Annotated in this window: 22 protein-coding genes; 13 read left to right on the forward strand and 9 right to left on the reverse strand. The window is 66.8% G+C overall.

Annotated elements, in window-relative coordinates; translation table 11 throughout:
• Positions 1–36: 36 nt before the first annotated feature.
• The 3 genes from AOA14_RS09020 to AOA14_RS09030 all read left to right on the forward strand — a co-directional run bounded on the left by AOA14_RS09020 (position 37) and on the right by AOA14_RS09030 (position 2,545).
• Positions 37–1,206, forward strand: a complete 1,170-nt coding sequence (locus tag AOA14_RS09020; protein WP_003041773.1) for an acetyl-CoA C-acetyltransferase — start codon at positions 37–39, stop codon at positions 1,204–1,206.
• 117 nt (positions 1,207–1,323) lie between these two features.
• Positions 1,324–2,106, forward strand: coding sequence for an SDR family NAD(P)-dependent oxidoreductase (locus AOA14_RS09025; protein WP_058812323.1), 783 nt, complete (start codon positions 1,324–1,326; stop codon positions 2,104–2,106).
• Position 2,107: 1 nt separating this feature from the next.
• Positions 2,108–2,545, forward strand: coding sequence for an acyl-CoA thioesterase (locus AOA14_RS09030; protein WP_062901552.1), 438 nt, complete (start codon positions 2,108–2,110; stop codon positions 2,543–2,545).
• Positions 2,546–2,619: 74 nt separating this feature from the next.
• On the opposite strand, the gene gmk is transcribed toward AOA14_RS09030, so the two are convergent.
• Complete coding sequence (gene gmk / locus AOA14_RS09035) at positions 2,620–3,282, reverse strand: guanylate kinase (RefSeq protein ID WP_062901553.1); 663 nt, start codon at positions 3,280–3,282, stop codon at positions 2,620–2,622.
• Positions 3,283–3,343: 61 nt separating this feature from the next.
• Here gmk and AOA14_RS09040 point away from each other — a divergent pair, with 61 nt between their 5' ends.
• Positions 3,344–3,898 carry a DUF2585 domain-containing protein gene (locus AOA14_RS09040; RefSeq protein ID WP_062901554.1) on the forward strand — a complete coding sequence of 185 codons (555 nt, stop codon included), beginning with the start codon at positions 3,344–3,346 and terminating at the stop codon, positions 3,896–3,898.
• A gap of 24 nt (positions 3,899–3,922) precedes the next feature.
• Here the strand turns inward: AOA14_RS09040 and AOA14_RS09045 are convergent, their stop codons facing one another.
• The 4 genes from AOA14_RS09045 to AOA14_RS09060 are packed head-to-tail and all read right to left on the reverse strand — an operon-like array spanning position 3,923 to position 6,515.
• Positions 3,923–4,285: a hypothetical protein gene (locus AOA14_RS09045; RefSeq protein ID WP_238929763.1), complete on the reverse strand. Its 363-nt coding sequence runs from the start codon at positions 4,283–4,285 to the stop codon at positions 3,923–3,925.
• Positions 4,286–4,307: 22 nt separating this feature from the next.
• Entirely contained in the window at positions 4,308–5,723 is a 1,416-nt protein-coding gene (gene fumC, locus AOA14_RS09050; protein ID WP_062901556.1) for a class II fumarate hydratase, read from the reverse strand.
• Positions 5,720–6,031, reverse strand: a complete 312-nt coding sequence (locus AOA14_RS09055; RefSeq protein WP_062901557.1) for a hypothetical protein — start codon at positions 6,029–6,031, stop codon at positions 5,720–5,722. The genes fumC and AOA14_RS09055 overlap by 4 nt, the downstream gene beginning before the upstream one ends.
• A gap of 1 nt (position 6,032) precedes the next feature.
• Complete coding sequence (locus AOA14_RS09060; protein ID WP_062901558.1) at positions 6,033–6,515, reverse strand: SspB family protein; 483 nt, start codon at positions 6,513–6,515, stop codon at positions 6,033–6,035.
• A 97-nt stretch (positions 6,516–6,612) separates the two neighbouring features.
• Between AOA14_RS09060 and hisB the strand changes: the two genes are divergently transcribed.
• The 5 genes from hisB to AOA14_RS09085 are packed head-to-tail and all read left to right on the forward strand — an operon-like array spanning position 6,613 to position 10,432.
• Positions 6,613–7,200, forward strand: coding sequence for an imidazoleglycerol-phosphate dehydratase HisB (gene hisB, locus AOA14_RS09065; protein ID WP_003041798.1), 588 nt, complete (start codon positions 6,613–6,615; stop codon positions 7,198–7,200).
• 9 nt (positions 7,201–7,209) lie between these two features.
• Positions 7,210–7,818, forward strand: a complete 609-nt coding sequence (gene hisH, locus AOA14_RS09070) for an imidazole glycerol phosphate synthase subunit HisH (RefSeq protein WP_062901559.1) — start codon at positions 7,210–7,212, stop codon at positions 7,816–7,818.
• The gene (gene hisA / locus AOA14_RS09075; protein WP_062901560.1) at positions 7,806–8,540 is read left to right on the forward strand and encodes a 1-(5-phosphoribosyl)-5-[(5-phosphoribosylamino)methylideneamino]imidazole-4-carboxamide isomerase; all 735 of its coding nucleotides are present in this window, start codon (positions 7,806–7,808) and stop codon (positions 8,538–8,540) included. The genes hisH and hisA overlap by 13 nt, the downstream gene beginning before the upstream one ends.
• Positions 8,537–9,301 carry an imidazole glycerol phosphate synthase subunit HisF gene (gene hisF / locus AOA14_RS09080; RefSeq protein WP_058812331.1) on the forward strand — a complete coding sequence of 255 codons (765 nt, stop codon included), beginning with the start codon at positions 8,537–8,539 and terminating at the stop codon, positions 9,299–9,301. The genes hisA and hisF overlap by 4 nt, the downstream gene beginning before the upstream one ends.
• Positions 9,302–9,349: 48 nt before the next feature.
• On the forward strand, positions 9,350–10,432 hold the full coding sequence (locus tag AOA14_RS09085) for a calcium:cation antiporter (protein WP_062901561.1): 1,083 nt from the start codon (positions 9,350–9,352) through the stop codon (positions 10,430–10,432).
• A gap of 45 nt (positions 10,433–10,477) precedes the next feature.
• Here AOA14_RS09085 and AOA14_RS09090 read toward each other — a convergent pair whose 3' ends face one another.
• Positions 10,478–11,614, reverse strand: coding sequence for a beta-ketoacyl-ACP synthase III (locus AOA14_RS09090; protein WP_062901562.1), 1,137 nt, complete (start codon positions 11,612–11,614; stop codon positions 10,478–10,480).
• A gap of 195 nt (positions 11,615–11,809) precedes the next feature.
• Here AOA14_RS09090 and AOA14_RS09095 point away from each other — a divergent pair, with 195 nt between their 5' ends.
• Complete coding sequence (locus tag AOA14_RS09095; protein WP_062901563.1) at positions 11,810–12,361, forward strand: hypothetical protein; 552 nt, start codon at positions 11,810–11,812, stop codon at positions 12,359–12,361.
• A 10-nt stretch (positions 12,362–12,371) separates the two neighbouring features.
• Here AOA14_RS09095 and AOA14_RS09100 read toward each other — a convergent pair whose 3' ends face one another.
• Genes AOA14_RS09100 through AOA14_RS09110 form a run of 3 tightly spaced genes read right to left on the reverse strand, consistent with a single transcriptional unit; the run spans position 12,372 to position 17,813 of the window.
• Positions 12,372–13,595, reverse strand: coding sequence for a TolC family protein (locus tag AOA14_RS09100; RefSeq protein ID WP_062901564.1), 1,224 nt, complete (start codon positions 13,593–13,595; stop codon positions 12,372–12,374).
• Positions 13,592–16,702, reverse strand: coding sequence for an efflux RND transporter permease subunit (locus AOA14_RS09105; protein ID WP_062901565.1), 3,111 nt, complete (start codon positions 16,700–16,702; stop codon positions 13,592–13,594). Before AOA14_RS09105 ends, AOA14_RS09100 begins: the two co-directional genes overlap by 4 nt.
• Position 16,703: 1 nt before the next feature.
• A complete protein-coding gene (locus AOA14_RS09110) occupies positions 16,704–17,813 on the reverse strand; it encodes an efflux RND transporter periplasmic adaptor subunit (protein WP_062901566.1) in 1,110 nt (369 codons plus the stop codon).
• Between the two features lie 127 nt (positions 17,814–17,940).
• Here AOA14_RS09110 and AOA14_RS09115 point away from each other — a divergent pair, with 127 nt between their 5' ends.
• From AOA14_RS09115 to AOA14_RS09125, 3 genes are all read left to right on the forward strand, one after another.
• The gene (locus AOA14_RS09115; protein ID WP_062903088.1) at positions 17,941–18,597 is read left to right on the forward strand and encodes a response regulator transcription factor; all 657 of its coding nucleotides are present in this window, start codon (positions 17,941–17,943) and stop codon (positions 18,595–18,597) included.
• Positions 18,594–19,943, forward strand: coding sequence for an ATP-binding protein (locus AOA14_RS09120; protein ID WP_062901567.1), 1,350 nt, complete (start codon positions 18,594–18,596; stop codon positions 19,941–19,943). Before AOA14_RS09115 ends, AOA14_RS09120 begins: the two co-directional genes overlap by 4 nt.
• A gap of 167 nt (positions 19,944–20,110) precedes the next feature.
• Positions 20,111–20,905, forward strand: a complete 795-nt coding sequence (locus AOA14_RS09125; protein ID WP_062901568.1) for a TlpA disulfide reductase family protein — start codon at positions 20,111–20,113, stop codon at positions 20,903–20,905.

Genomic DNA, 20,905 nt, shown 5'->3' on the forward strand with positions numbered 1-20,905 from the left:
TTCGCAGGGGCGGCGACAATCGGAAAGGAACTCTCCATGGCCACAGCCTATATCGTAGATGCCGTCCGCACCGCCGGCGGTCGCCGCGGCGGCAAGCTCGCCGGTGTTCACCCTGTCGACCTCGGCGCCGCGGTCTATGACGCGATCGCCGACCGCAACGACTTCGACACGTCGAAGATCGACGATGTCATCACCGGTTGCGTCAGCCAGGGCGGCGAGCAGACGATGGACCTCGGCCGCAATGCCGTGCTCGCCTCGAAGCTTCCCGATTCGATCCCCGCGGTGACCATCGACCGGCAGTGCGGATCGTCGCAGCAGGCGATGATGTTCGCCGCGCAGGCGGTGATGTCGGGCACGCAGGATATCGTCCTCGCCAGCGGCATCGAAAGCATGACGCGCGTACCGATGGGCAGCGTCGCGACGCTGTTCATGAAGGAAGGGCTCGGCAATTATAAGTCGCCGCGGCTCGAGGAAAAATATCCCGGCATCATGTTCAGCCAGTTCATGGGTGCCGAGATGATCGTCAAGAAGCACGGCTTCACCAAGGACGACCTCGATGCCTTCGCGCTCGAAAGCCATCGCCGCGCCCGCGTCGCGACCGAGGCGGGGCTGTTCGGCAATGAAATCGTCGGGATCGAGGTGGAGACGCCCGAAGGGCCGCAGCGCCACACGGTCGACGAGGGGATCCGCTTCGACGCGACGCTCGAAAGCATTGCCGGGGTGAAGATCCTGCAGGAAGGCGGCACCATCACCGCGGCGACCAGCTCGCAGATCTGCGACGGCGCGTCGGCCGCGCTGATCGTGTCGGAACAGGCGCTCAAGGATCATGGGCTGACCCCGCGCGCGCGCATCCACCATATTTCGGTGACCGCGGGCGACCCCATCATCATGCTCGAAGAGCCGCTGTTCGCGACCGAAAAGGCGCTCAAGAAGGCGGGTCTGCGGATCGAGGACATTGACGCCTATGAAGTGAACGAGGCGTTCGCGCCGGTGCCGCTCGCCTGGCTCAAATATCTTGGCGCGGACCATGCGCGGCTCAACCAGCATGGCGGCGCGATCGCGCTCGGCCACCCGCTTGGCGCCTCGGGAACCAAGCTGATGGCGACGCTGCTCGGCGTGCTCGACGCCACCGGCGGCAAATATGGTCTTCAGACGATGTGCGAAGGCGGCGGCCAGGCCAATGTCACCATCGTCGAGCGGCTCTAACGATCTTGTGCTCCGGCGGAAGCCGGAGCCCAGGGCGGCCTGACGCGGGCGTCAGTTGTTCACGCTCTGGGTTCCGGCTTTCGCCGGAACACGCATTTTTCAGGGAAAGGACATGACATGAAACTCGATTCCACCGTATCCGCCGTCGTCACCGGCGGCGCTTCGGGCCTTGGTGCCGCCACCGCGCGCGCACTTGCCGCGAAGGGCGTCAAGGTCGCGATCTTCGATTTGCAGGCCGAAAAGGGCGAGGCGCTTGCTGCCGAACTCGGCGGCGTTTTCTGCGAATGCAATGTCACCGACGATGCGTCGGTCGACGCCGCCTTCGAAAAGGCGCGCGCCGCGATCGGTCAGGAGCGTATCCTTGTGAACTGCGCCGGCACCGGCAATGCGATCAAGACCGCCAGCCGGTCGAAAGAAGACGGCAGCATCAAGCATTTCCCGCTCGATGCCTTCAACTGGATCATCCAGATCAACCTAGTCGGCACCTTCCGCTGCATCGCCAAGTCGGCGGCGGGCATGATGACGCTCGACCCGATGGAAGATGGCGAACGCGGCGCGATCGTCAACACCGCGAGCGTCGCGGCCGAGGACGGCCAGATCGGTCAGGCAGCCTATTCGGCGTCGAAGGGCGGCGTCGTCGGCATGACCCTGCCGATCGCGCGCGACCTTGCGGCGGAAAGCATCCGCGTCAACACGATCCTGCCGGGCATCTTCGACACCCCGCTGCTCGGCGCGGCGCCGCAGAATGTCCGCGATGCGCTCGCGGCCTCGGTCCTCAATCCGAAGCGCCTCGGCAACCCGGCCGAATATGCGGGTCTCGCGCTGACCATGATCGAAAACGGCTATTTCAACGGCGAGGACGTGCGCCTCGACGGCGGCATCCGCATGGGTCCGCGCTGATATGCCGAAACCGGAAAGCTGGCGGCTCGATGCCGCCAGCTACCCTGTCCACCTCGATCTGCAGACGCGGTTCCAGGACATGGACATCAACGGTCACCTCAACAATGTGGCCTTCGCGGCACTGTTTGAAAGCGGCCGCGTGCTACTGAACCGCGAAATCCGTCCTTGGGAGGAGCGCCCGGCGAACGAGCGCACGATGGTCGCCGCGGTCGAGATCAACTATCTGGGTGAGGGAAATTTTCCCGACCCGGTCGAAATTGCGACCGGCATCGGCCGCCTCGGCACGTCGAGCTGGACGATCGTGCAGGCGATGTTCCAGAACGGTCGCTGCATCGCGACCTGTGATACGGTCGTGGTGTGCCGCACCGACGGCGCCGCCAAGCCGCTGCGCGCCGAAATGGTAAGGGAACTGGAAGCGAAGCTGGCGCGGCCGGGTTGAGCTTTCGTCATTGCGAGGAACCAACGGCGACGTGGTAATCTCCCGGCTTTCGCCGGGGTGGCAATGACGGCGCTCTAAAGCGTCGGGTCCGCCTCGGGCACCGAGCGGATCAGATCGCGGGCGAACCCGATCAGGCCGATCTGGCGGCGGCGCTTCAGCCGCTCGGCGCGCAGGATCGCCTTCACTTCCTCGAAGCAGCCTTCGATATCGTCGTTGATCAGCACATAGTCATAGCCGTCCCAGTGACTGATCTCGTTCGCCGCGCGTGCCATCCGCGCCGCGATCACTTCGTCGCTGTCGGTGTTGCGCGCGCGCAGCCGGCGTTCGAGCTCCTCCATCGTCGGCGGCAGGATGAACACCCGCACCACATCGGGGCCCGCTTCCTGATAGAGTTGCTGCGCGCCCTGCCAGTCGATATCGAACAGCACGTCCTTGCCGGCTGCGAGCAGTTGCTCGACGCGGTCGCGAGGGGTGCCGTAGCGATGGCCGAAGACATGCGCCCATTCGAGAAACTCGCCATCAGCGGCCATCTGCTTGAACGTGTCGACGTCGACGAAATGATAATCGACCCCATCCTGCTCGCCGGGACGCATCGGCCGCGTGGTGGCAGAGATTGACAGCGCAATGTCGCGGTCGCCCGCGAGCATCTTTTTGGAGATGGTGGTCTTGCCTGCACCCGAGGGCGAGGAGAGGACGAACAGGACGCCGCGGCGGTTGAGGTGGACGCTTTCAGCCATGGGCGCTAATTGCCCGAGCGAGGGCGGCGGTCAAGCGGGAAGGAATGCGGGGATGCGGGGAATGTCGCGCACGGGCTGGCTGGTCGCGGCGGGGCTGCTCGGCCTGCTGGCCGCGATACTTATCGCGATGGGGCGCCCGCCGATCTGCCCCTGCGGCACGATCAGCCTTTGGCACGGCACCGTCCAGTCAAACCAGAACAGCCAGCAGATTTCGGACTGGTACAGCTTCAGCCATATCATCCACGGCTTCATCTTTTACGGCCTGTCGCGCTGGCTGATGCCGCGCGCGCCGCTGTGGGCCGCGCTCGCCGTAGCGATCGGGATCGAAGGCGCATGGGAGATATTGGAAAATTCGTCGGTTATCATCGACCGCTACCGCGAGGTCACCATGGCCTATGGCTATGCGGGCGATTCGGTACTCAATTCGGTCAGCGACGCCGGTTTCATGATCTTGGGATTTCTGGCCGCCAGCCGGATGCGCTGGTGGACGACCGTCACGCTCGCGCTCGCCTTCGAACTCTTCACCCTGTGGGCGATCCGCGACAATCTGACGCTCAACATACTCATGCTGGTCTCACCGATCGAGGCGGTGAAGGAGTGGCAGGCGGGCGGATAGCGCTCGCTGCTCGGTGCACGCTGCTCAGTGGGTGGCGAGGCGCGGCGCCTTTTCGTCCACCGGAATCGCGGGCGGCAGGGCGTCGCCCAGATCCTGGCCGTCGGTGTGGACGATCCCCGCATAGGGATCGACGACGCCCTCCTGCGCGAGCGCGCTGTCGGCGCGATGCGCGGCCTCGGCGGCATGCCGCGCTTCGGCGCGGTCGGCCCATTTCTTGGTAAGATAGGCCGCCGCAGCGGTCGCGGCGAGCGCCGCATAGCGCTGCGGGAACATCCGCCGCGCGACGAACAGCGTCCCGGCGCCGATCACGGCGCCCGCCATCGTATGATTGCCTTTCCTGCGGCCGATCGCGCTCCCGATCACGCCGCCGATGATCCGTCCCATCATCTTCATATCCTTCCTCCCCCTATCAATCCCCGGCAGGCGATTCGGGTTCCGGGCCGAGCATGTGCCGCGGGTTGACGACGCGGTCGAAGGTCGCAGCGTCGACATAGCCGAGGTCGAGCGCCGCCGCGCGCAAGGTCGATCCCGTCTCATGCGCATGTTTGGCGATCTTCGCGGCCTTGTCATAGCCGATTTCGGGCGCCAGCGCCGTCACCAGCATCAGCGATCGGTCGACCAGTTCGGCAATGCGCGCGCGATTGGGCTCGATTCCCTCGACGCAGCGCACCGCAAAGCCTTCCATCCCCGTCGCGAGCAGATCGATCGAGCGCATCACATTGGCGCCGATCAGCGGCTTGAACACGTTTAGTTCAAGATGCCCCTGCATCCCGCCGACGGTTACCGCCTGATGATTGCCGATCACCTGCGCCGCCACCATCGTCAGCATTTCGCACTGGGTCGGATTGACCTTGCCCGGCATGATCGAGCTGCCGGGTTCGTTCGCTGGCAGGTCGATCTCGCCCAGGCCGGCGCGCGGCCCCGATCCCAGCAGGCGTATGTCGTTGGCGATCTTGGTCAGCGCGACTGCGAGCGTGTTGAGCCGGCCCGACAGATCAACCAGCACGTCGTGGCTCGCCAGCGCCTCGAACTTGTTGGGTGCGCTCTTGAAGCCAAGGCCGGTGATCGCCGCCAGTTCGGCCGCGATATCCTCGGCAAAACCCGCCGGGGCATTGAGCCCGGTGCCGACCGCGGTCCCGCCCTGCGCAAGCCGGGTGATGGCATGGTCGACCATCGGTTCGGTGCGCGTCCGGCACAGGCGGAGCTGCGCATAATAGCCCGAAAACTCCTGGCCCAGCGTCAGTGGAGTGGCGTCCTGCAAATGGGTGCGGCCGATCTTGACGATATCGTCCCACGCCTTCGCCTTCACAAGCAGCGCGTCCATCAAACGGTCGAGCGCGGGCATCAACCGGTGCGTCATCGCCAGTGTCGCGGCGACATGCATCGCGGTCGGGAAGCTGTCGTTCGACGATTGGCTGCGGTTGACGTCGTCATTGGGATGCACGGGCGATTTGCCGCCGCGCTGGCCCGATAGCATCTCATTGGCGCGCCCGGCGATCACCTCGTTGACATTCATGTTCGACTGGGTGCCGCTGCCGGTCTGCCAGATGACGAGCGGGAACTGGTCGTCATGCTTCCCGTCGGCGACCTCGCGCGCCGCCGCTTCGATCGCGTCGGCCTTTTCGGCGGACAGGCCGTGCCGACGGTTCACCCGCGCCGCCGCCTGCTTGACCAGCGCGAGCGCATGAACGATCTCGATCGGCATCCGCTCGCGCGCGCCGAAAGGGAAATTCTCGATCGAACGCTGCGTCTGCGCGCCCCAATAGGCGTTCGCCGGGACCGCGATCTCGCCGATGCTGTCGCTCTCGATCCGCGTGCCGCTCATCCTATCAATATCCTCGTCACGGCCACCGCGCCGGCCCAGATCAGCGCGACCATGCCCAGAAACTGCCAATAGCCGCCTTCGCCAATCCGTCGCCGGAACCAGGCTGCGGCTGCCCAGACGATCAGCAGCGCCGGGGTCAGGATCAGCAGGCTGAAGCGCAGCAGCCCGTCGACGATCGCATCGCCGACGCCGCTTTCGAACCGGGCATAGCCCTCGACACCCCACCAGAAGGCGGCGGTCAACACCAGCATCCCTGCGAGTGCCCAATATTGCCAGAAGCGGCTGGGGGGCCAGTTGGGGCCCGCCATCCTATCGTTTCTTGCCGAAATCCACCGTCACGACATTCGATCCGTCCTCGACCGCAACATCGGGGCGGTCATTATCGGCTTCGTCATGCGGCTCGGGCTGCTCCAGCTCGTCTTCGCTGACCTGGAACTGCAGGCCGAAATCGACCGACGGATCGACGAAGGCGGTGATCGCGGCATAGGGGATCACCAGCGTCGAGGGCGTCTGGTTGAACGACAGGCCGACGCTGAAAAGATCCTCTTCGACCTTCAGGTCCCAGAAGCGGTTCTGGAGGACAATCGTCATTTCGTCGGGGAATTTGGCAACCAGATGCGCGGGGATCGATACACCCGGCGCCTGCGTCTTGAAGGTGATGTAGAAATGATGCTCGCCGGGCAGATGGTCCGATCCCTCGACTTGCGAGAGCACGCGGCCGACCACGGCGCGCAGCGCGTCCTGCACGATTTCGTCATAGGGAATCAGGCTGTCGCGAACGTCATCACTCATGGCGGTGGGGGATGAACGGACGACGGGCGCGGGTCAAGGGGGGTCTGTGGGGCAGAGTCGCCTTGCAACGCGAAAATTAGGCTCTAAGGGGCATGCCATGCGAACCGCCACCGTCCAGCGCACGACCAAGGAAACGGATATCGCGATCGCCGTCAACCTCGACGGTACCGGCGACTATTCGGTGTCCACCGGAATCGGTTTCCTCGACCATATGGTCGAACAATTGTCGCGCCATTCGCTGATCGACATTTCGATGACCGTGAAGGGCGATCTGCACATCGACCAGCATCATACGGTCGAGGACTCGGCGCTCGCGCTCGGCGAAGCCGTGGCGAAGGCGCTCGGCGACAAGCGCGGTATCGCCCGCTACGGCGAAGCCCATGCGCCGATGGATGAAACGCTGACTCGCTGCATCCTCGATATTTCGGGGCGCCCGCACTGCGTTTGGAAATCGGCCTTCTCGCAGCCGCGGCTCGGCGAGATGGATACCGAGCTGTTTCCGCACTGGTTTCACAGCTTTGCCCAGACCGCCGGGATCACGCTCCACATCGAAACGCTTTATGGCGAGAACAACCACCATATCGCGGAGAGCATGTACAAGGCGCTGGCCCGCGCGCTGCGTGCAGCCGTGGAGATCGATCCGCGCAAGGGCGACGCGATTCCGTCGACCAAGGGTGTCCTTTAGGGGCCGTCCATGAGCGCCATTGCCCTGATCGACTATGGCGCGGGCAATCTTCGCTCGGTGCATAATGCGCTCGTCGCGGCGGGCGCGGACGATGTTGCCGTCACCGCTGATCCCGATGTCGTGGGACAAGCCGACCGCATCGTGCTGCCGGGTGTGGGGGCCTTTGCCGCGTGCATGAACGGATTGGCGGCAATTCCCGGGCTGATCGAGGCGCTGGAGCAGCGCGTTCGCGGCGAGGGCGCGCCCTTCCTCGGCATCTGCGTCGGGATGCAATTGCTCGCCGACGCGGGTGAGGAGCATGGGCGGCACGAAGGGCTCGGCTGGATCGGCGGAACGGTGCGCGCCTTCACGCCGGCGCCGGGACTGCGCATCCCGCACATGGGCTGGAACGATGTCGTGCCAAGTTTCGCGCATCCGGTGCTGGCTGCGGGCGAGGCCTATTATCTGCACGGCTATCATTTCGCCGACGCGGCGCATGTCGCGGCGACGAGCAGTCACGGCGGCCCTTTCACCGCCGCGGTGGCGAAGGACAATATCGTCGGCGTGCAGTTTCACCCCGAAAAGAGCCAGGCCTATGGCCTCGCGACCCTCGAAAGATTCCTCGCATGGCGCCCCTGATCATCTTCCCCGCGATCGACCTCAAGGGCGGGCAGGTGGTGCGGCTCGCCGAAGGCGATATGGCGCGCGCAACCGTCTATGGCGACGATCCGGCGGCGCAGGCGCGGCTGTTCGCGGACGCGGGCGCCAGCCATTTGCACGTCGTCGATCTCGACGGCGCCTTCGCCGGTGAAAGCGTCAACGGCGCGGCGGTCGAAAGCATCGTCGCGGCCTTTCCGGGCAGGGTGCAGGTCGGCGGCGGTATCCGCGATCGCGCGGGCGTCGATCGCTGGCTCGCGCTCGGGGTAGAGCGCGTCATCATTGGCACCGCGGCGCTCAAAGACCCCGATTTCGTCAAATCGGCCGCGCGCGATTTGCCGGGCCGGATCATCGTCGGCGTCGATGCGCGCGATGGCATGGTCGCGACCGAAGGCTGGGCCGACGTCTCCGACGTGCGCGTCGAGGATCTGGCGCGGCGCTTCGAAGATGCCGGCGTTGCTGCGCTGCTGTTCACCGACGTCGGGCGCGACGGGCTGCTCAAGGGCTGCAACGTCGCCGCGACCGTGGCGCTGGCGCGCGCGGTCGCCATCCCGGTGATCGCGAGCGGCGGCGTTGCGGATATTGGCGACATCCATGCGCTGCGCCCGCGCGTCGCCGACGGGATCGAAGGCGTGATTACCGGCCGCGCGCTCTATGACGGCCGCCTCGACCTCGCCGAAGCGATCGCGGCGGGGCGGGCATGACCGTCCGCGTCCGCGTGATCCCGTGCCTCGACGTCGCTGATGGGCGCGTCGTGAAGGGCGTCAATTTCGTCGACCTGCGCGACGCCGGCGATCCGGTCGAAGCCGCGCGCGCCTATGACGCGGCGGGCGCCGACGAGCTTTGCTTTCTCGACATTTCCGCGAGCCACCAAGGGCGCGGCACGCTGCTCGACATGGTCGCACGCACCGCCGAAGTCTGCTTCATGCCGCTCACCGTCGGCGGCGGCGTGCGCAGCGCCGATGATGCGCGCGCGCTGCTCCTCGCGGGCGCCGACAAGGTCGCGGTGAACAGCGCCGCGGTGGCGCGCCCCGAACTTGTCGCCGACATCGCCGACCGTTTCGGCAGCCAGTGCGCGGTCGGCAGCATCGACGCGCGCCGCGTCGCAGAGGGGCGGTGGGAAATCTTCACCCATGGCGGACGCACCCCGACGGGGGTCGATGCGCTTGCCCATGCGGTGCGCCTTGCCGAACTGGGCGCGGGCGAATTGCTCGTCACCAGCATGGACCGCGACGGGACCAAGGACGGCTATGACCTCGCGCTCACCCGCGCGATTGCCGATGCGGTGTCGGTGCCGGTGATCGCATCGGGCGGTGTCGGCAATCTCGACCATCTGGTCGCCGGCGTGATCGAAGGCGGCGCGAGCGCGGTGCTCGCGGCCAGCATCTTCCATTTCGGCGAAGCGACGATCGCCGAGGCGCATGCGCGGCTCGCCGCCGCAGGGCTGCCGGTGCGCGCGCATTGATGTCCTGAAGGACTGGCGCTGAGGCCAAGCGGCTGCAATAGAAAGCCGATGACAGCCAAGCTCCGCCTCGCCGACCGTATCAACGACCTGCTTCCGATCCTCGGTTTCGGTACCGCGATCGCCAGCCTGGCGATACCGCTCAATCCCTTTTTGGTCGGGGTGATCCTCGCCGGGTCGGTGATCGCCGCGGTCCATCATGCCGAAGTCGTCGCGCACCGCGTCGGCGAACCCTTCGGGACGCTGATCCTCGCGCTGGCGGTGACGGTGATCGAGGTGGGGCTGATCCTGACACTGATGCAGGCCGAGCCCGAAAAGGCGGCGACGCTAGCGCGCGACACGGTGTTCGCGGCGGTAATGGTGATCATCAACCTGCTGATGGGGCTTTGTCTGCTCAGCGGCGCGATCCGCCATCATGAACAACGGTTCCAGCGCACCGGAATGGGCGCTGCGCTGGCGACGCTCACCGTGTTGACGGTGGTGACGCTGGTGCTCCCCAATTTCACCTCGAGCGCGCCGGGGCCGCGCTATTCGGCGACGCAACTCGGCTTCGTCGCGGTGGTGTCGCTCATCCTCTATGCAACCTTCGCGCTCGTCCAGACCGTGCGCCACCGCCATTATTTCCTGCCCGATGGCGAAGCGCAGGACGAACCCGACGCCCACGCCGCCCCGCCATCGGCGCAGCGGATGTGGCTGTCGCTCGCCCTGCTCGTCGCGTGCCTGTTCGGGGTCGTGCTGCTGGCGAAAGCGCTGTCTCCGGTGATCGGCGCGCTGCTCGCCGAAGCGGGCGCGCCGCCGGCGGTGCTCGGCGTTCTGATCGCGGCGCTGATCCTCGCCCCCGAAGGACTGGCAGCAGTACGCGCGGCAAAGGCCGATCGGCTGCAAACCAGCCTCAACCTTGCGCTCGGATCGGCGCTGGCGACGATTGGACTGACCATCCCGGCGGTCGCGATCCTGTCGATCGCCACCGACATGCCGATCAGCCTGGGCCTCGATGCCAAATCGACGGTGCTGTTGTTCCTGTCGCTGATCGTCGCGTCACAGACGCTGGCGAACGGGCGAACGACCGTGCTGCAGGGCACGATCCACCTGATGCTGTTCGCAATCTATCTGTTCACGACCTTCGTGCCGTAAGCGGTTCCGTCGCCCCCGCCTTCGCGGAGGTGACGATTTTGGCGGTCACGTCTTGCGAACGAACACCGTACCCGCCGAATAACCGGCGCCGAACGAACAGATCAGCCCGGTATCGCCGGCCTGCATATCTTCGTGGTTCAGGTGATAGGCGATGATCGACCCGGCGCTTGAGGTATTGCCATAGGTGTCGAGCACCGTCGGGCTTTCGTCGGCGCTTGCCTCATGCCCCAGCACCTTGTGCGCGATCAGGCGGTTCATATTGGTGTTCGCCTGATGCAGCCACAGACGGCGCATGTCGGCGCCTTGCAGGCCGAGTTTCTCCATTTCCTCGACGATCATGGCGGCAACCATCGGCACCACTTCCTTGAACACCTTGCGGCCTTCCTGGACGAACAGTTTGTCGGTCTTCGGTCCCGACTGGTCGATGGCGCCGTGGGCGCGGTTCAGAAAGCCGAAATTGTTGCGGATATTGTTGGAGAAAACGGTCTTCAGCCGCGTACCCAATATGTCCCAATGCCCCGCCGGCGCGATGGCCTTGTCCTCGACGAGAATCGCGGTGGCGACGTCGCCGAAGATGAAATGGCTGTCGCGGTCGCGCCAATTGAGGTGCCCCGAACAGATTTCAGGGTTCACGACCAGCACGCTCCTTGCATGCCCCGCACGAATATAGTCGGCCGCGGTCTGGATGCCAAAGGTCGCCGAGGAGCAGGCGACATTCATGTCGAAGGCAAAGCCGTCGATGCCCAAAGCCTGCTGAATCTCGATCGCCATTGCGGGATAGGCGCGCTGCATGTTCGACGCCGCGCACAGCACCGCATCGACGTCGGCGGCATCGCGGCCGGCGCGCGCCAGCGCGTCCTTTGCGGCCGCCACGCCGATCTCGGCGAGGATCGACAGCTCGTCATTGGTCCGCTCGGCAAGCCGCGGTGCCATATGCTCGGGGTCCAGGATGCCCGCCTTGTCGACGACGTAGCGCGATCCGATGCCGCTCGCCTTTTCGATGAAATCGACGCTCGATTCAGCGAGTTCGTCGATCTCGCCCGCTGCGATCGCCGCGGCATTTTCCCTATTGTGCAGCGCAACATACCGGTTAAAACTGGCGACAAGTTCTTCGTTGGTGATGCGTTCGGCGGGGGTGAAGAGGCCGGTGGCGGAAATGACCGGCTGCGGTGCGTGCGACATTGTTGTCCCTGCGTGTCTTATGGTCTGATGACACGCTGATTAGGCCCGGTCGCGGCGCGGCGCAACGCCCCACAAGCGAAGCTGAACGCGCGCCGACGTCATGGTTAACCGGCCACTAACCATTTCAGTGGCAGACTGTTCGATGCAAGCCTCCGGGGGGACGGCTCCCCGGGGTGCGCAAGCGGGAGCATGACCATGGCGACGCGTTCGGGACCGGCATCCGGCGATTTGTCCCTCGCCGAAATCAAGGAATTTGCGGGCTTCGCTGCAGGGACGCAGCGCTATATTCGCCGCTCGCTCGATATCGGGCTCGAGCGTGACGATGCAATCGAACGCTGGTCGCGCGACATGGTCGAAGAAGCGGCAATCCGCGTTCAAGCCCGCGTCTATCAGCGGCTATGCGACATTCGCACCCATATTCCGGAGGACAGCGGACTCGACGCGCTCGAAGGCTTCATGGCGCCGCTCGTCGCGGTATCGGCCTTCGATCTGGGGCAGGATCGCCTGCCCACCTTCGCCGCCTATCGCTTTCTCTATGAACGTCTGCTCGGCGCGCACGCGCGCCCATGGCTGCCCGGCGCCTTCTGCGCCGCGGCATCGCTGCCGCACCTGCACCCAGACAAGCGCAAGCTGCTGCTCCAGTCGATCAGCGAAGCCGCCGCCACCGCGCCCGGCTGGTCGGCGCGCGAACCGAGTTTCTATCCCGAATGGGTCGAAAAGATCGACGTGACGAAGCCGGCGAATTGAACGGCGCGGCCTATTCGCTGATCCACAGATTATGGCTGTCGATGCGCAGCCGGGTGATGTCGCGCAGCGCTTCGGTGCGGGCGATCGTTTCGGCCCGGAACGACGCGTGCGTCTGGCGCTCTCCGAGCAGGACGTCGGCGAGATCGATCGCATCCAGATCCTGCCCGCGGCGAAGCTTGGCGAGCGCCGCCATCTGCGCCGCGCGCGCCTGATCGGCGCGCTGCCACGCCGAATAAGCCGCGGCAGCGCGCGCGAGGTCGCCGTCGGCCATTTCCTGCACATCGAAGCGGACAGCGCTGAGCTGCGCCGCCGCGGCCTGCGCCTCGGACGCCGCGCGCGCCGCCATGGCGCCGCGGTGATTGCCGCCGATCGGGATCGTTACGGTCAGACCCGCGCCCCGTTCGGCGCCGCTGCGTTCGCTGAACAGCCGGAGGCCGACGGTGGGATCGGGAATCCGGTCCTGCCGCCCGCGTTCGGCGAGTGCACCAAAGCGCCGCGCCTCGGCATCGGCGGCAGCGATTTCGTGGCTGCGTTCGATGACCTGATCGCGCATCTGCGACGCCCCGGCTGAATCGAAGGTCGGCGTGGCGAGCGTCGGTGCCTCGGCGGGCAGGGCGATACCCGGAAATTGTGCGGCAAGCCGGGCCCGTGCCAGATCGGCGCGCCCCGCCGATTGGGCCGCGAGCAGGCGCGCCTCCGCCAGCGCGGCTTCGGCCTGATCGGCCTCAAGCTGCGGGGCGTCGCGCAGATCGACCCGTCGGCGCACGATCCGGACCAGCGTTGCATAATTTTCGACGCCCTGCGCATCGACGACGGCCTCGGCGTTGGCACCGACCCAGTCCCACCACAGCGCGTTGAGCAACAACGCGGCCTGATGCCGAGCATCTTCGAAATGATTGGTGGCGGCCTCGACGCCCAGCGCGCCGGCCTTGCGGTCCAGCCGCGCCTTGCCCGGCATACGAACCGGACGCGCGAGGATCGCGTCATATTCGTTGAAGCGCCCCTCGCGGTCGATGCTGCGGCTGACATAGCTGCCGGTGACGCTGAACTCATAGGGTCCGGCTTCGAGCGCGCGCTTCTCTGCCGCCGCGACATCGACACGGGCTCTCGCCGCAATGACCGAGGGGTGGGCGTCGAGCGCCTCGCGCACCACGGCTTCGGGCAACAGTCCCGGCTCGGCGGCGGCAGGCGACGTCAGGGCCAGACTGGCGGCAAGGAACAGAAGGCGGGTCATGCAGGGGCTCCGGCAGGATGATCCTGATCGCCCGCGCCGCGCTCGGCAGCGCTTTCGCCGAAGCGCTCGTACAGGATGGGCAGCAGGATGAGTGTGAGCAGCGTCGCCGTCACCAGTCCGCCGATGACGACGATGGCAAGTGGGCGCTGGATTTCCGACCCCGGACCGGACGCGAAGAGCAGCGGGACGAGGCCGAAGGCGGCGATGCTCGCGGTCATCAGCACCGGGCGCAGACGCCGCGCGGCGCCCTCGCGCACCGCCTGGTGCAGCGGGACGCCGCGTTCGCGCAGCTGACGGAAATAGCTGACCATGACGAGCCCGTTGAGCACCGCGATGCCGAGCAGCGCGATGAAGCCGACCGAGGCGGGAACCGACAGATATTCGCCCGATAGTGCGAGCGCGATCATCCCGCCCACCGCCGCAAAGGGTATGTTGACGAGGATCAGCGCCGCCGCGCGCAGCGAGCGCAGCGTCAGATAAAGAACGACGAAGATCATCAGCACCGCGATCGGCAGCACGATCATCAGGCGTGCGGCCGCCCGCTGCTGATTCTCGAACTGGCCGCCCCAGACGATACGATAGCCGGGCGGCAGTTTCACATGCTTGCCGATATCCGCCTTAGCCTCCTCGACGTAGCCGACAAGGTCGCGGCCGCTGACGAAGGCCTGCACGAGCGCGAAGCGAGATCCATTTTCATGTTCGAGCTTCACCGGCCCCGCGACCTGTGCGATCGCCGCGACATCGCTGGTGCGAAGAAGAGTCCCGGCGGGGGTGCGATAGAGACGGTCGGTGTAGCTTTGCGCGTCCATGCCGTCGCCGCCTTCGCCGCGAATAACCACGGGAATCCGGCGCGCGCCTTCGGCGATCGTGCCGGCGCGGACGCCCTCGACATCGGCGCGCATCATGTCCTGCAGCATGTCGACGGGCATTCCCGCCCGCCCTGCGGCCATACGATCGATGTCGATCTGCAGATAATCGACGCTGTCGTTGGCGACCGTCATCGCCTCGCTCGTCCCGCGGATCGTTTCGAGCCGGCCCTGGATCGCGCCCGCGAGCCGCGCCAGTTCCTTAAGGTCGGGGCCGAACAATTTGATCGCCAGATCGCCGCGCGCACCGGTGAGCATTTCGGAAACGCGCATCTCGATCGGCTGGGTGAAGCTGGGATCGATCCCCGGAAAATCGGCGAGCACGGCCCGAATCCGGTCGTTGAGCCAATCCTTGTCGGCAACGCGCCATTCGGACCGCGGCTTCAGCTTAAGAAAGCTGTCGGTTTCATTGGGGCTCATCGGGTCGAGGCCGAGCTCGTCGCTGCCGACGCGCGCGATCACACTGGTAACTTCGGGCACCTGTTCGAGGATTGCGCGCTGCACCTTCATGTCGCCCGCGGCGCTATGCTCGATATTGATGCTTGGTAGCTTGGTGAGCTGAACGATCGTCGACCCCTCGTCCATCGTCGGCAGAAAGGTCTTGCCCGTCACCGTATAAGCGACCCCGGCGAGCAGCAGGCCGATCGCGGAAATCCCGGCGACGGTCCGGCGGTGGGCAAAGGCCCATTCGAGCGCCCGCGCGTGACGCGGCGCCAGGAAACGCATCAGGCGCGGTTCGCGGTGGCCGTCCTGCTGCTTCAGGATGAAATAGGCGAGCACCGGCACCAGCGTCAGCGACAGGACCAGCGCCGAAAGCAGCGCGAGCACGATGGTCAGCGCGACGGGCGCGAACAGCTTGCCCTCCAGCCCCTCGAGCGTGAGCAGCGGCAGGAACACGAGCGCGATGATGAGGAGCCCCGAGGCGACCGGCATCGCGACTTCGGACGCGGCGACGAACACAGCATGCAACTTGCCCATCCGGCGATGCCTGGGATCGGACAAGCGCTCGACGACATTTTCGACGACGACAACGGCGCCGTCGACCAATATGCCGACCGCGATGGCAAGCCCGCCGAGGCTCATCAGATTGGCGGTGAGTCCGATCGCCCGCATGAAGATGAAGGTCAGCAGCGCCGCCATCGGCAGAGCGAGTGCGACGATGACCGACGCGCGGACATCGCCCAGAAACAGGAGTAGCAGGATGACGACGAGGATCGTCGCTTCGATCAGCGCCTTCTCGACCGTCCCGACCGCGCGTTCGATGAGGTCGGACCGGTCGTAGAAGACGTCGACGCGCATCCCGCGCGGCAGGCTGGGCTGGATTTCCGCGAGCCGCGCCTTGACTCCGTCGACGACCTTCGACGCGTCGGCGCCGCGCAGCGCGATGACCAGCCCCTCGACCGCCTCGCCCTTGCCGTCCTTCGTGACGGCGCCATAGCGCGTCAGATGCCCGGCGCGCACCGCCGCGACGTCGCCGACGCGCACGATACCGCCATCCCGCGAGCGCACCACGACCGAGGCGAGATCGTCGAGCGTGCGGATAGCGCCGACCGAGCGCACGATCAGCGCTTCGTCGCCGATCTTGAGCCGACCGGCTCCGTCGTTGCGATTGCTCGCCTCGATCGCCGCGCGCAGATCTTCGACGCTCAGCCCCGCCGCCGCCAGCGCGCCATTGTCCGGGCGCACCTCGAAGGTTTCGGCGAAGCCGCCGAGCGCGTTGACATCGGCAACGCCGGGAACGGTGCGCAGCGCCGGGCGGATGATCCAGTCGAGTACCCGCCGCTTTTCGGTCAGATCCTGTGGCCCTTCGAGCGTGAACATATACATGTCGGACAGCGGGGTAGAGATCGGCGCCATCCCGCCCGCGACCGTCGCCGGCAGGTCGCCCGCGACATTCGACAGCCGCTCGGCGACCTGGCTGCGCGCCCAATAGATGTCGGTGCCGTCCTTGAAATCGATCGTGATGTCGGCGATCGCATATTTAGCTACCGAGCGCAGGTTCGCCTGATCGGGGATGCCCAGCATCTCCATCTCGATCGGCGTGATGACGCGGCTCTCGACCTCCTCGGGGGTCATTCCCGGCGCCTTCAGGATGATCTTGACCTGCGTCGAGCTGATGTCCGGAAAGGCATCGATCGGCAGATTGGCGAAGGACCAGGCCCCGATGCCGCCCAGCAGCAGCGCGGCACCGATGACGGCAAGACGCAGCGCGAGCGCCTTTTCGACGAGTTTGCCGAGCATCCTATTCGCCGCCCAGCACGGCCTTGAGTTCGGCGATTGCCGAGGTTGCGACGCGTTCGCCGGGCTTCAGTCCGGCGGTTATCGTCACGCTGGCGCCGACGCGGCTGGCGACGGTGACGGGGCGCAGCGCGAATCCGTCCGCCCCCTTCACGAAAACCGCATCCCTGTCGCCGACCCGTGTCAGCGCGGCGGAAGGGATGCTCGCACCGGCGACGGGCTGAACGCCGCCGAGGATCGCGACGACCGACTTGCCGCTGACCAGTGCGGGCGCGGCGTCGAGGCGCGCCTTTGCCGTCAGCGCGCGCGTCGTAGGGTCGATCGAGCCGCCGACCGCGATGACGCGGCCCGTGGCGGGCGCGGTGCCGGGCATTCGGACTTCGACGGGGGTGCCCGGATGAACGGCGCCCGCGAGCCGTTCGGGGATTTGCAGATCGAGCATCAGCCGCGCCGTGTTTTCGACGATGAACGGCGCGCTGAGGCCACCCACCGGACCGCCCGCCTGCACATTGACGGCTGCGATCCGGCCGCCGATCGGCGCGCGCAGCGTCATCATACCGCTGCCGTCGGCATTGGCCTGCGCGAGAATGCGGCGGTTTTCGGCGACATTGACCTCAGCCTCGCGCAGCGCGGCGCGCGCCTCGTCGGCGCGGGCGCCCGCGACAATGCCTTCCTTGGCGAGCTGGCCGGTGCGGCCCGCGGCGGCGCGTGCAACTTCCAGCTGCGCCTGCGCGCGCGCCAGCGCCGCGCCATATTGGACAGGCTCGGCGGCGCGGATGCTGGCGAGCGGCTGACCGCTCGTTACCGCCTCGCCCTCGACAACAAACAGCCGTACTGCGATCCCGTCGAATGGCGCGGTCACCGCGACCCGCGCATCGGGGGGCAGCGAGACGGTCGCAGGGACCGCGCCAAGCTCGGCACTGCTGGCGGCCGCCGCGACTGCGGTCGCGATGCCGAGCTTCTCGATCTGTCGGGCGGTCAGCTTGCCCGGCGCGATGGCCGTTTCGCCGCCGTCGGGCGCAGGCGGGGGCGCCTCCTTCGACCACCAGAGGGTTGCGGCACCCGCCGCAAGGGCGAGCGCGGTCGATGCGGTGATGAGGGCTTTCCTGTCCATGGCTGCCCTCTGCCAAGCGAGTCTGACGCCAGCCTGACATTTTGTCAGTGTCGCGTCAGGCAATTGCGCTAGGACCATCACACCGGGATGAAGACGATGAGATCATCCCCATAAGGACAAGATGCCGATGCGCGTATTGCTGGTCGAAGACGATCCCGAACTGCGCCGCCGCCTGACCGAGCGGCTGGTGGCGGCGGGGATTGCCGTCGACAGCGCCGCGTCGGCGGGCGACGCCCGCGACTGGCCCGACATCGACATGCTGGGCGCGGTGATCCTCGATCTGGGACTGCCCGACGGCGACGGGATCGATGTGCTGCGCTACTGGCGCGGCGCCGCGCGGACGGTGCCGATCCTGATCCTGACCGCGCGGGGCAACTGGCGTGAAAAGGTCGAGGGGCTGAACAGCGGCGCCGATGATTTCATCGTCAAGCCGGTGCGGTTCGAAGAGCTGCTGGCGCGGCTGCATGCGCTGTGGCGGCGTGGACGCGGGCGCGGCAGCAACGCGCTGACGGTCGGCCCGCTTTCGCTCGACCCCGTCGCGTCCACCGCGACGCTGCACGGCGAAGCGCTGACGCTCAGTCGCAAGGAGTTCGCGCTGCTGCACCTCTTCATGCGGCGTCCCGAACATATCCTGTCGCAAGCCGACATCCTCGATCAGCTTTACGCACTCGAAGCCGAGCGCGACCGCAACGCGGTGGAGGCGCATATCAGCCGGCTGCGCCGCAAGATCGGACGCGACGCTATTCGCACCGTGCGCGGCCTGGGATATCGGCTCGAATTGTGACCCGACTCTTTTCCAGCCTGCGCGCGCGCTTTCTGGCCGCCATCCTGATCTGGGTGGCGCTGGGCATCGGCGCGTTGTGGTTTTCGTCGGTGCGGCTGTTCAGCAGCCATGTCGAACAGCAATATCATGAAGAGCTGGAGGTTCATGTCCGCGAGCTCGCCGATCTGACCGTGCTCGATGCGGCGGGTAACCCCCGCCTGTCGCGGCCGCTGTCCGATCCGCGCTATGCGGTGCCGCTGTCCGGATTTTACTGGCAGATCGGGCGCCCCGGCTATCGCTCGCTGAAGTCGCCCTCTATGACGCGCGGCGCGCTCGACGAGGATGTCGCGCACAGCCCGGACATCCTGCACCGCGTCGAAAACGGCCCAACGGGCCCCACGATCACCTATGGCTTCGAGCGCGCCGTGCCGGGCGGCGCCCCGCTGCATTTCGTCATCGCCACCGACGAGCGCCTGCTGCGCGCCGTAATCGCGAGCTTCACCCGCGAGCTCAGTCTGTGGCTCAGCCTGCTCGCGCTCGCGCTTCTGGCAAGCGGCCTTGCGATCATCACGTTCGGCTTCCGGCCGTTCAACCGGCTGGCCGCGCGGATCGCGGCGCTGCGCCGCGGGCAGGCCGATCACATCGAGGGGTTGTTTCCCGACGAAATCCGCCAGCTCGTCGATCCGTTGAACAGCTATCTGGCGCGCAACGCCGAGATCGTGGAACGCGGGCGTGTCGCCGCGGGCGCGCTGGCGCACTCGCTGCGCACCCCGCTCGCCGTCGTCACCGACGAGGCCGAACGGCTTCAACAGCGCGGCACCGAAAGCGCTGCGGCCGACGTCTTCCTGTCCGAAAGCGAGACGATGCAGCGCCAGATCGACTATCATCTGTCGCGCGTCCGGTCGGGCGGGTCGCATGCGGGGGTGGTCGGCGGCGTGCGGCTCGCCGCGATCCTGCCGCCGCTGATCGCCGCGATGGAACGCTGCCATCCGGGCAAGCGCTTCGCGGCGACCGCCGCGGCGCTCGATCCCGCTGCCCCTTCGCTTCCCATGGATGCCGAGGATCTGAGCGAGATATTGTCGAACCTGCTCGACAATGCCGGAAAATGGGCGCGATCGGGCATCACGATCGACTATCGTTTCGACGGCGCCGCGCGCCGCATTGCCATTGCCGACGACGGGCCGGGCGTTCCGCCCGATCAGCGCGATGCTATGTTCGGCATCGGCGCGCGCGGCGCCGGCCCCGGCGCCGGATCGGGCCTTGGCCTTGCCATCGCGCGCGATGTGGCGCGCGACTATGGGGGCGATGTAGCGCTCGATCGCGCCCCGTCGGGCGGCACGGTCGCTACGCTCCGCATCGGCGATTGACCCGGGAGCGACATGTAACGAACGACTGTCCTGCGGCCATCCCTTTTCTTTCGCCGCCGTTTCGCCGATCAGATTGCGCGGAGGGGGCGCTTCGGGAGCCAAAAGGAAATCGACTTGGATGTGACCAAATCGCCGCGACCATATCGCGCAGCCCGGCGGCCGCGCCGATGACGATTTCGCTCGGACCGCTCGCGCTTGCCGCCGACCGCCTGCTCGCGGTCGCGCTGATCTGGCTGTTTCTGGCGGGCGGCAGCCTGATCGCGGCGCGCGGCGATATGCGCGCGGCGACAGCGAGCTGGATCGCCGTCATCGTGGGGCTGCTCGTGGCGCGCGCCGCCTATGTGGTGCGCCACGCCGATGCCTATGCACCCGAACCCTGGTCGATCCTTGCGGTCTGGCAGGGTGGTTTCCTGCCCTGGGCCGGGATCGCTGCGGCGGGGATGGCGGTGGCCGTCTGGCTCCGCCGCTCGCGCTCGAGAGCGCTGTTGCTCGGCGTGCTCGCCGGGCTGGCGGCGGTTCATGCGGTCGCGGCGCCGGCGCTCGAACCCGCGCCGCGCCCGCTCGCGCGCGGGCTGATGCTCACCGACATGGAGGGGCGCGCGATCGCGCTCGATACGCTGCGCGGGAAGCCGATGGTCATCAACCTGTGGGCGACATGGTGCCCGCCGTGCCAGCGCGAACTGCCGATGCTCGCCGAGGTTGCGGCGACATCGCGCGTGCCCATCCTGCTGGTCAATCAGGGGCAGGACAGCGCGACCGTCGCCGCCTATCTGGCCGAGCGCAAGGTGACGGGCACGCACGTCTATCTCGACCATAGCGGGCGGACGGGCGATGCCGCGGGCGGGCTGGTGCTGCCGACGACCCTGTTCGTCGATGCCAAGGGCCGGATTGTCCGCCGTCACAGCGGCGAAATATCGCGCGCCGCACTCGCCGACGGGCTGGCGCTGATCGCGCGGCGCTAA

The organism is Sphingopyxis terrae subsp. terrae NBRC 15098 (assembly GCF_001610975.1).
Taxonomy (GTDB): Bacteria; Pseudomonadota; Alphaproteobacteria; order Sphingomonadales; family Sphingomonadaceae; genus Sphingopyxis; species Sphingopyxis terrae_A.

Coding starts and splice junctions, on each gene's coding strand:
- AOA14_RS09060 (WP_062901558.1), bottom strand. CDS start 6,515: ATGAGTGATGACGTTCGCGACAGCCTGATTCCCTATGACGAAATCGTG.
- AOA14_RS09045 (WP_238929763.1), bottom strand. CDS start 4,285: ATGATGGGACGGATCATCGGCGGCGTGATCGGGAGCGCGATCGGCCGC.
- AOA14_RS09085 (WP_062901561.1), top strand. CDS start 9,350: ATGACAGCCAAGCTCCGCCTCGCCGACCGTATCAACGACCTGCTTCCG.
- AOA14_RS09055 (WP_062901557.1), bottom strand. CDS start 6,031: ATGGCGGGCCCCAACTGGCCCCCCAGCCGCTTCTGGCAATATTGGGCA.
- AOA14_RS09040 (WP_062901554.1), top strand. CDS start 3,344: ATGTCGCGCACGGGCTGGCTGGTCGCGGCGGGGCTGCTCGGCCTGCTG.
- AOA14_RS09100 (WP_062901564.1), bottom strand. CDS start 13,595: ATGACCCGCCTTCTGTTCCTTGCCGCCAGTCTGGCCCTGACGTCGCCT.
- AOA14_RS09110 (WP_062901566.1), bottom strand. CDS start 17,813: ATGGACAGGAAAGCCCTCATCACCGCATCGACCGCGCTCGCCCTTGCG.
- AOA14_RS09115 (WP_062903088.1), top strand. CDS start 17,941: ATGCGCGTATTGCTGGTCGAAGACGATCCCGAACTGCGCCGCCGCCTG.
- AOA14_RS09030 (WP_062901552.1), top strand. CDS start 2,108: ATGCCGAAACCGGAAAGCTGGCGGCTCGATGCCGCCAGCTACCCTGTC.
- AOA14_RS09090 (WP_062901562.1), bottom strand. CDS start 11,614: ATGTCGCACGCACCGCAGCCGGTCATTTCCGCCACCGGCCTCTTCACC.
- AOA14_RS09105 (WP_062901565.1), bottom strand. CDS start 16,702: ATGCTCGGCAAACTCGTCGAAAAGGCGCTCGCGCTGCGTCTTGCCGTC.
- fumC (WP_062901556.1), bottom strand. CDS start 5,723: ATGAGCGGCACGCGGATCGAGAGCGACAGCATCGGCGAGATCGCGGTC.
- AOA14_RS09025 (WP_058812323.1), top strand. CDS start 1,324: ATGAAACTCGATTCCACCGTATCCGCCGTCGTCACCGGCGGCGCTTCG.
- hisF (WP_058812331.1), top strand. CDS start 8,537: ATGACCGTCCGCGTCCGCGTGATCCCGTGCCTCGACGTCGCTGATGGG.
- AOA14_RS09125 (WP_062901568.1), top strand. CDS start 20,111: ATGACGATTTCGCTCGGACCGCTCGCGCTTGCCGCCGACCGCCTGCTC.
- AOA14_RS09095 (WP_062901563.1), top strand. CDS start 11,810: ATGGCGACGCGTTCGGGACCGGCATCCGGCGATTTGTCCCTCGCCGAA.
- gmk (WP_062901553.1), bottom strand. CDS start 3,282: ATGGCTGAAAGCGTCCACCTCAACCGCCGCGGCGTCCTGTTCGTCCTC.
- AOA14_RS09020 (WP_003041773.1), top strand. CDS start 37: ATGGCCACAGCCTATATCGTAGATGCCGTCCGCACCGCCGGCGGTCGC.
- hisA (WP_062901560.1), top strand. CDS start 7,806: ATGGCGCCCCTGATCATCTTCCCCGCGATCGACCTCAAGGGCGGGCAG.
- hisH (WP_062901559.1), top strand. CDS start 7,210: ATGAGCGCCATTGCCCTGATCGACTATGGCGCGGGCAATCTTCGCTCG.
- hisB (WP_003041798.1), top strand. CDS start 6,613: ATGCGAACCGCCACCGTCCAGCGCACGACCAAGGAAACGGATATCGCG.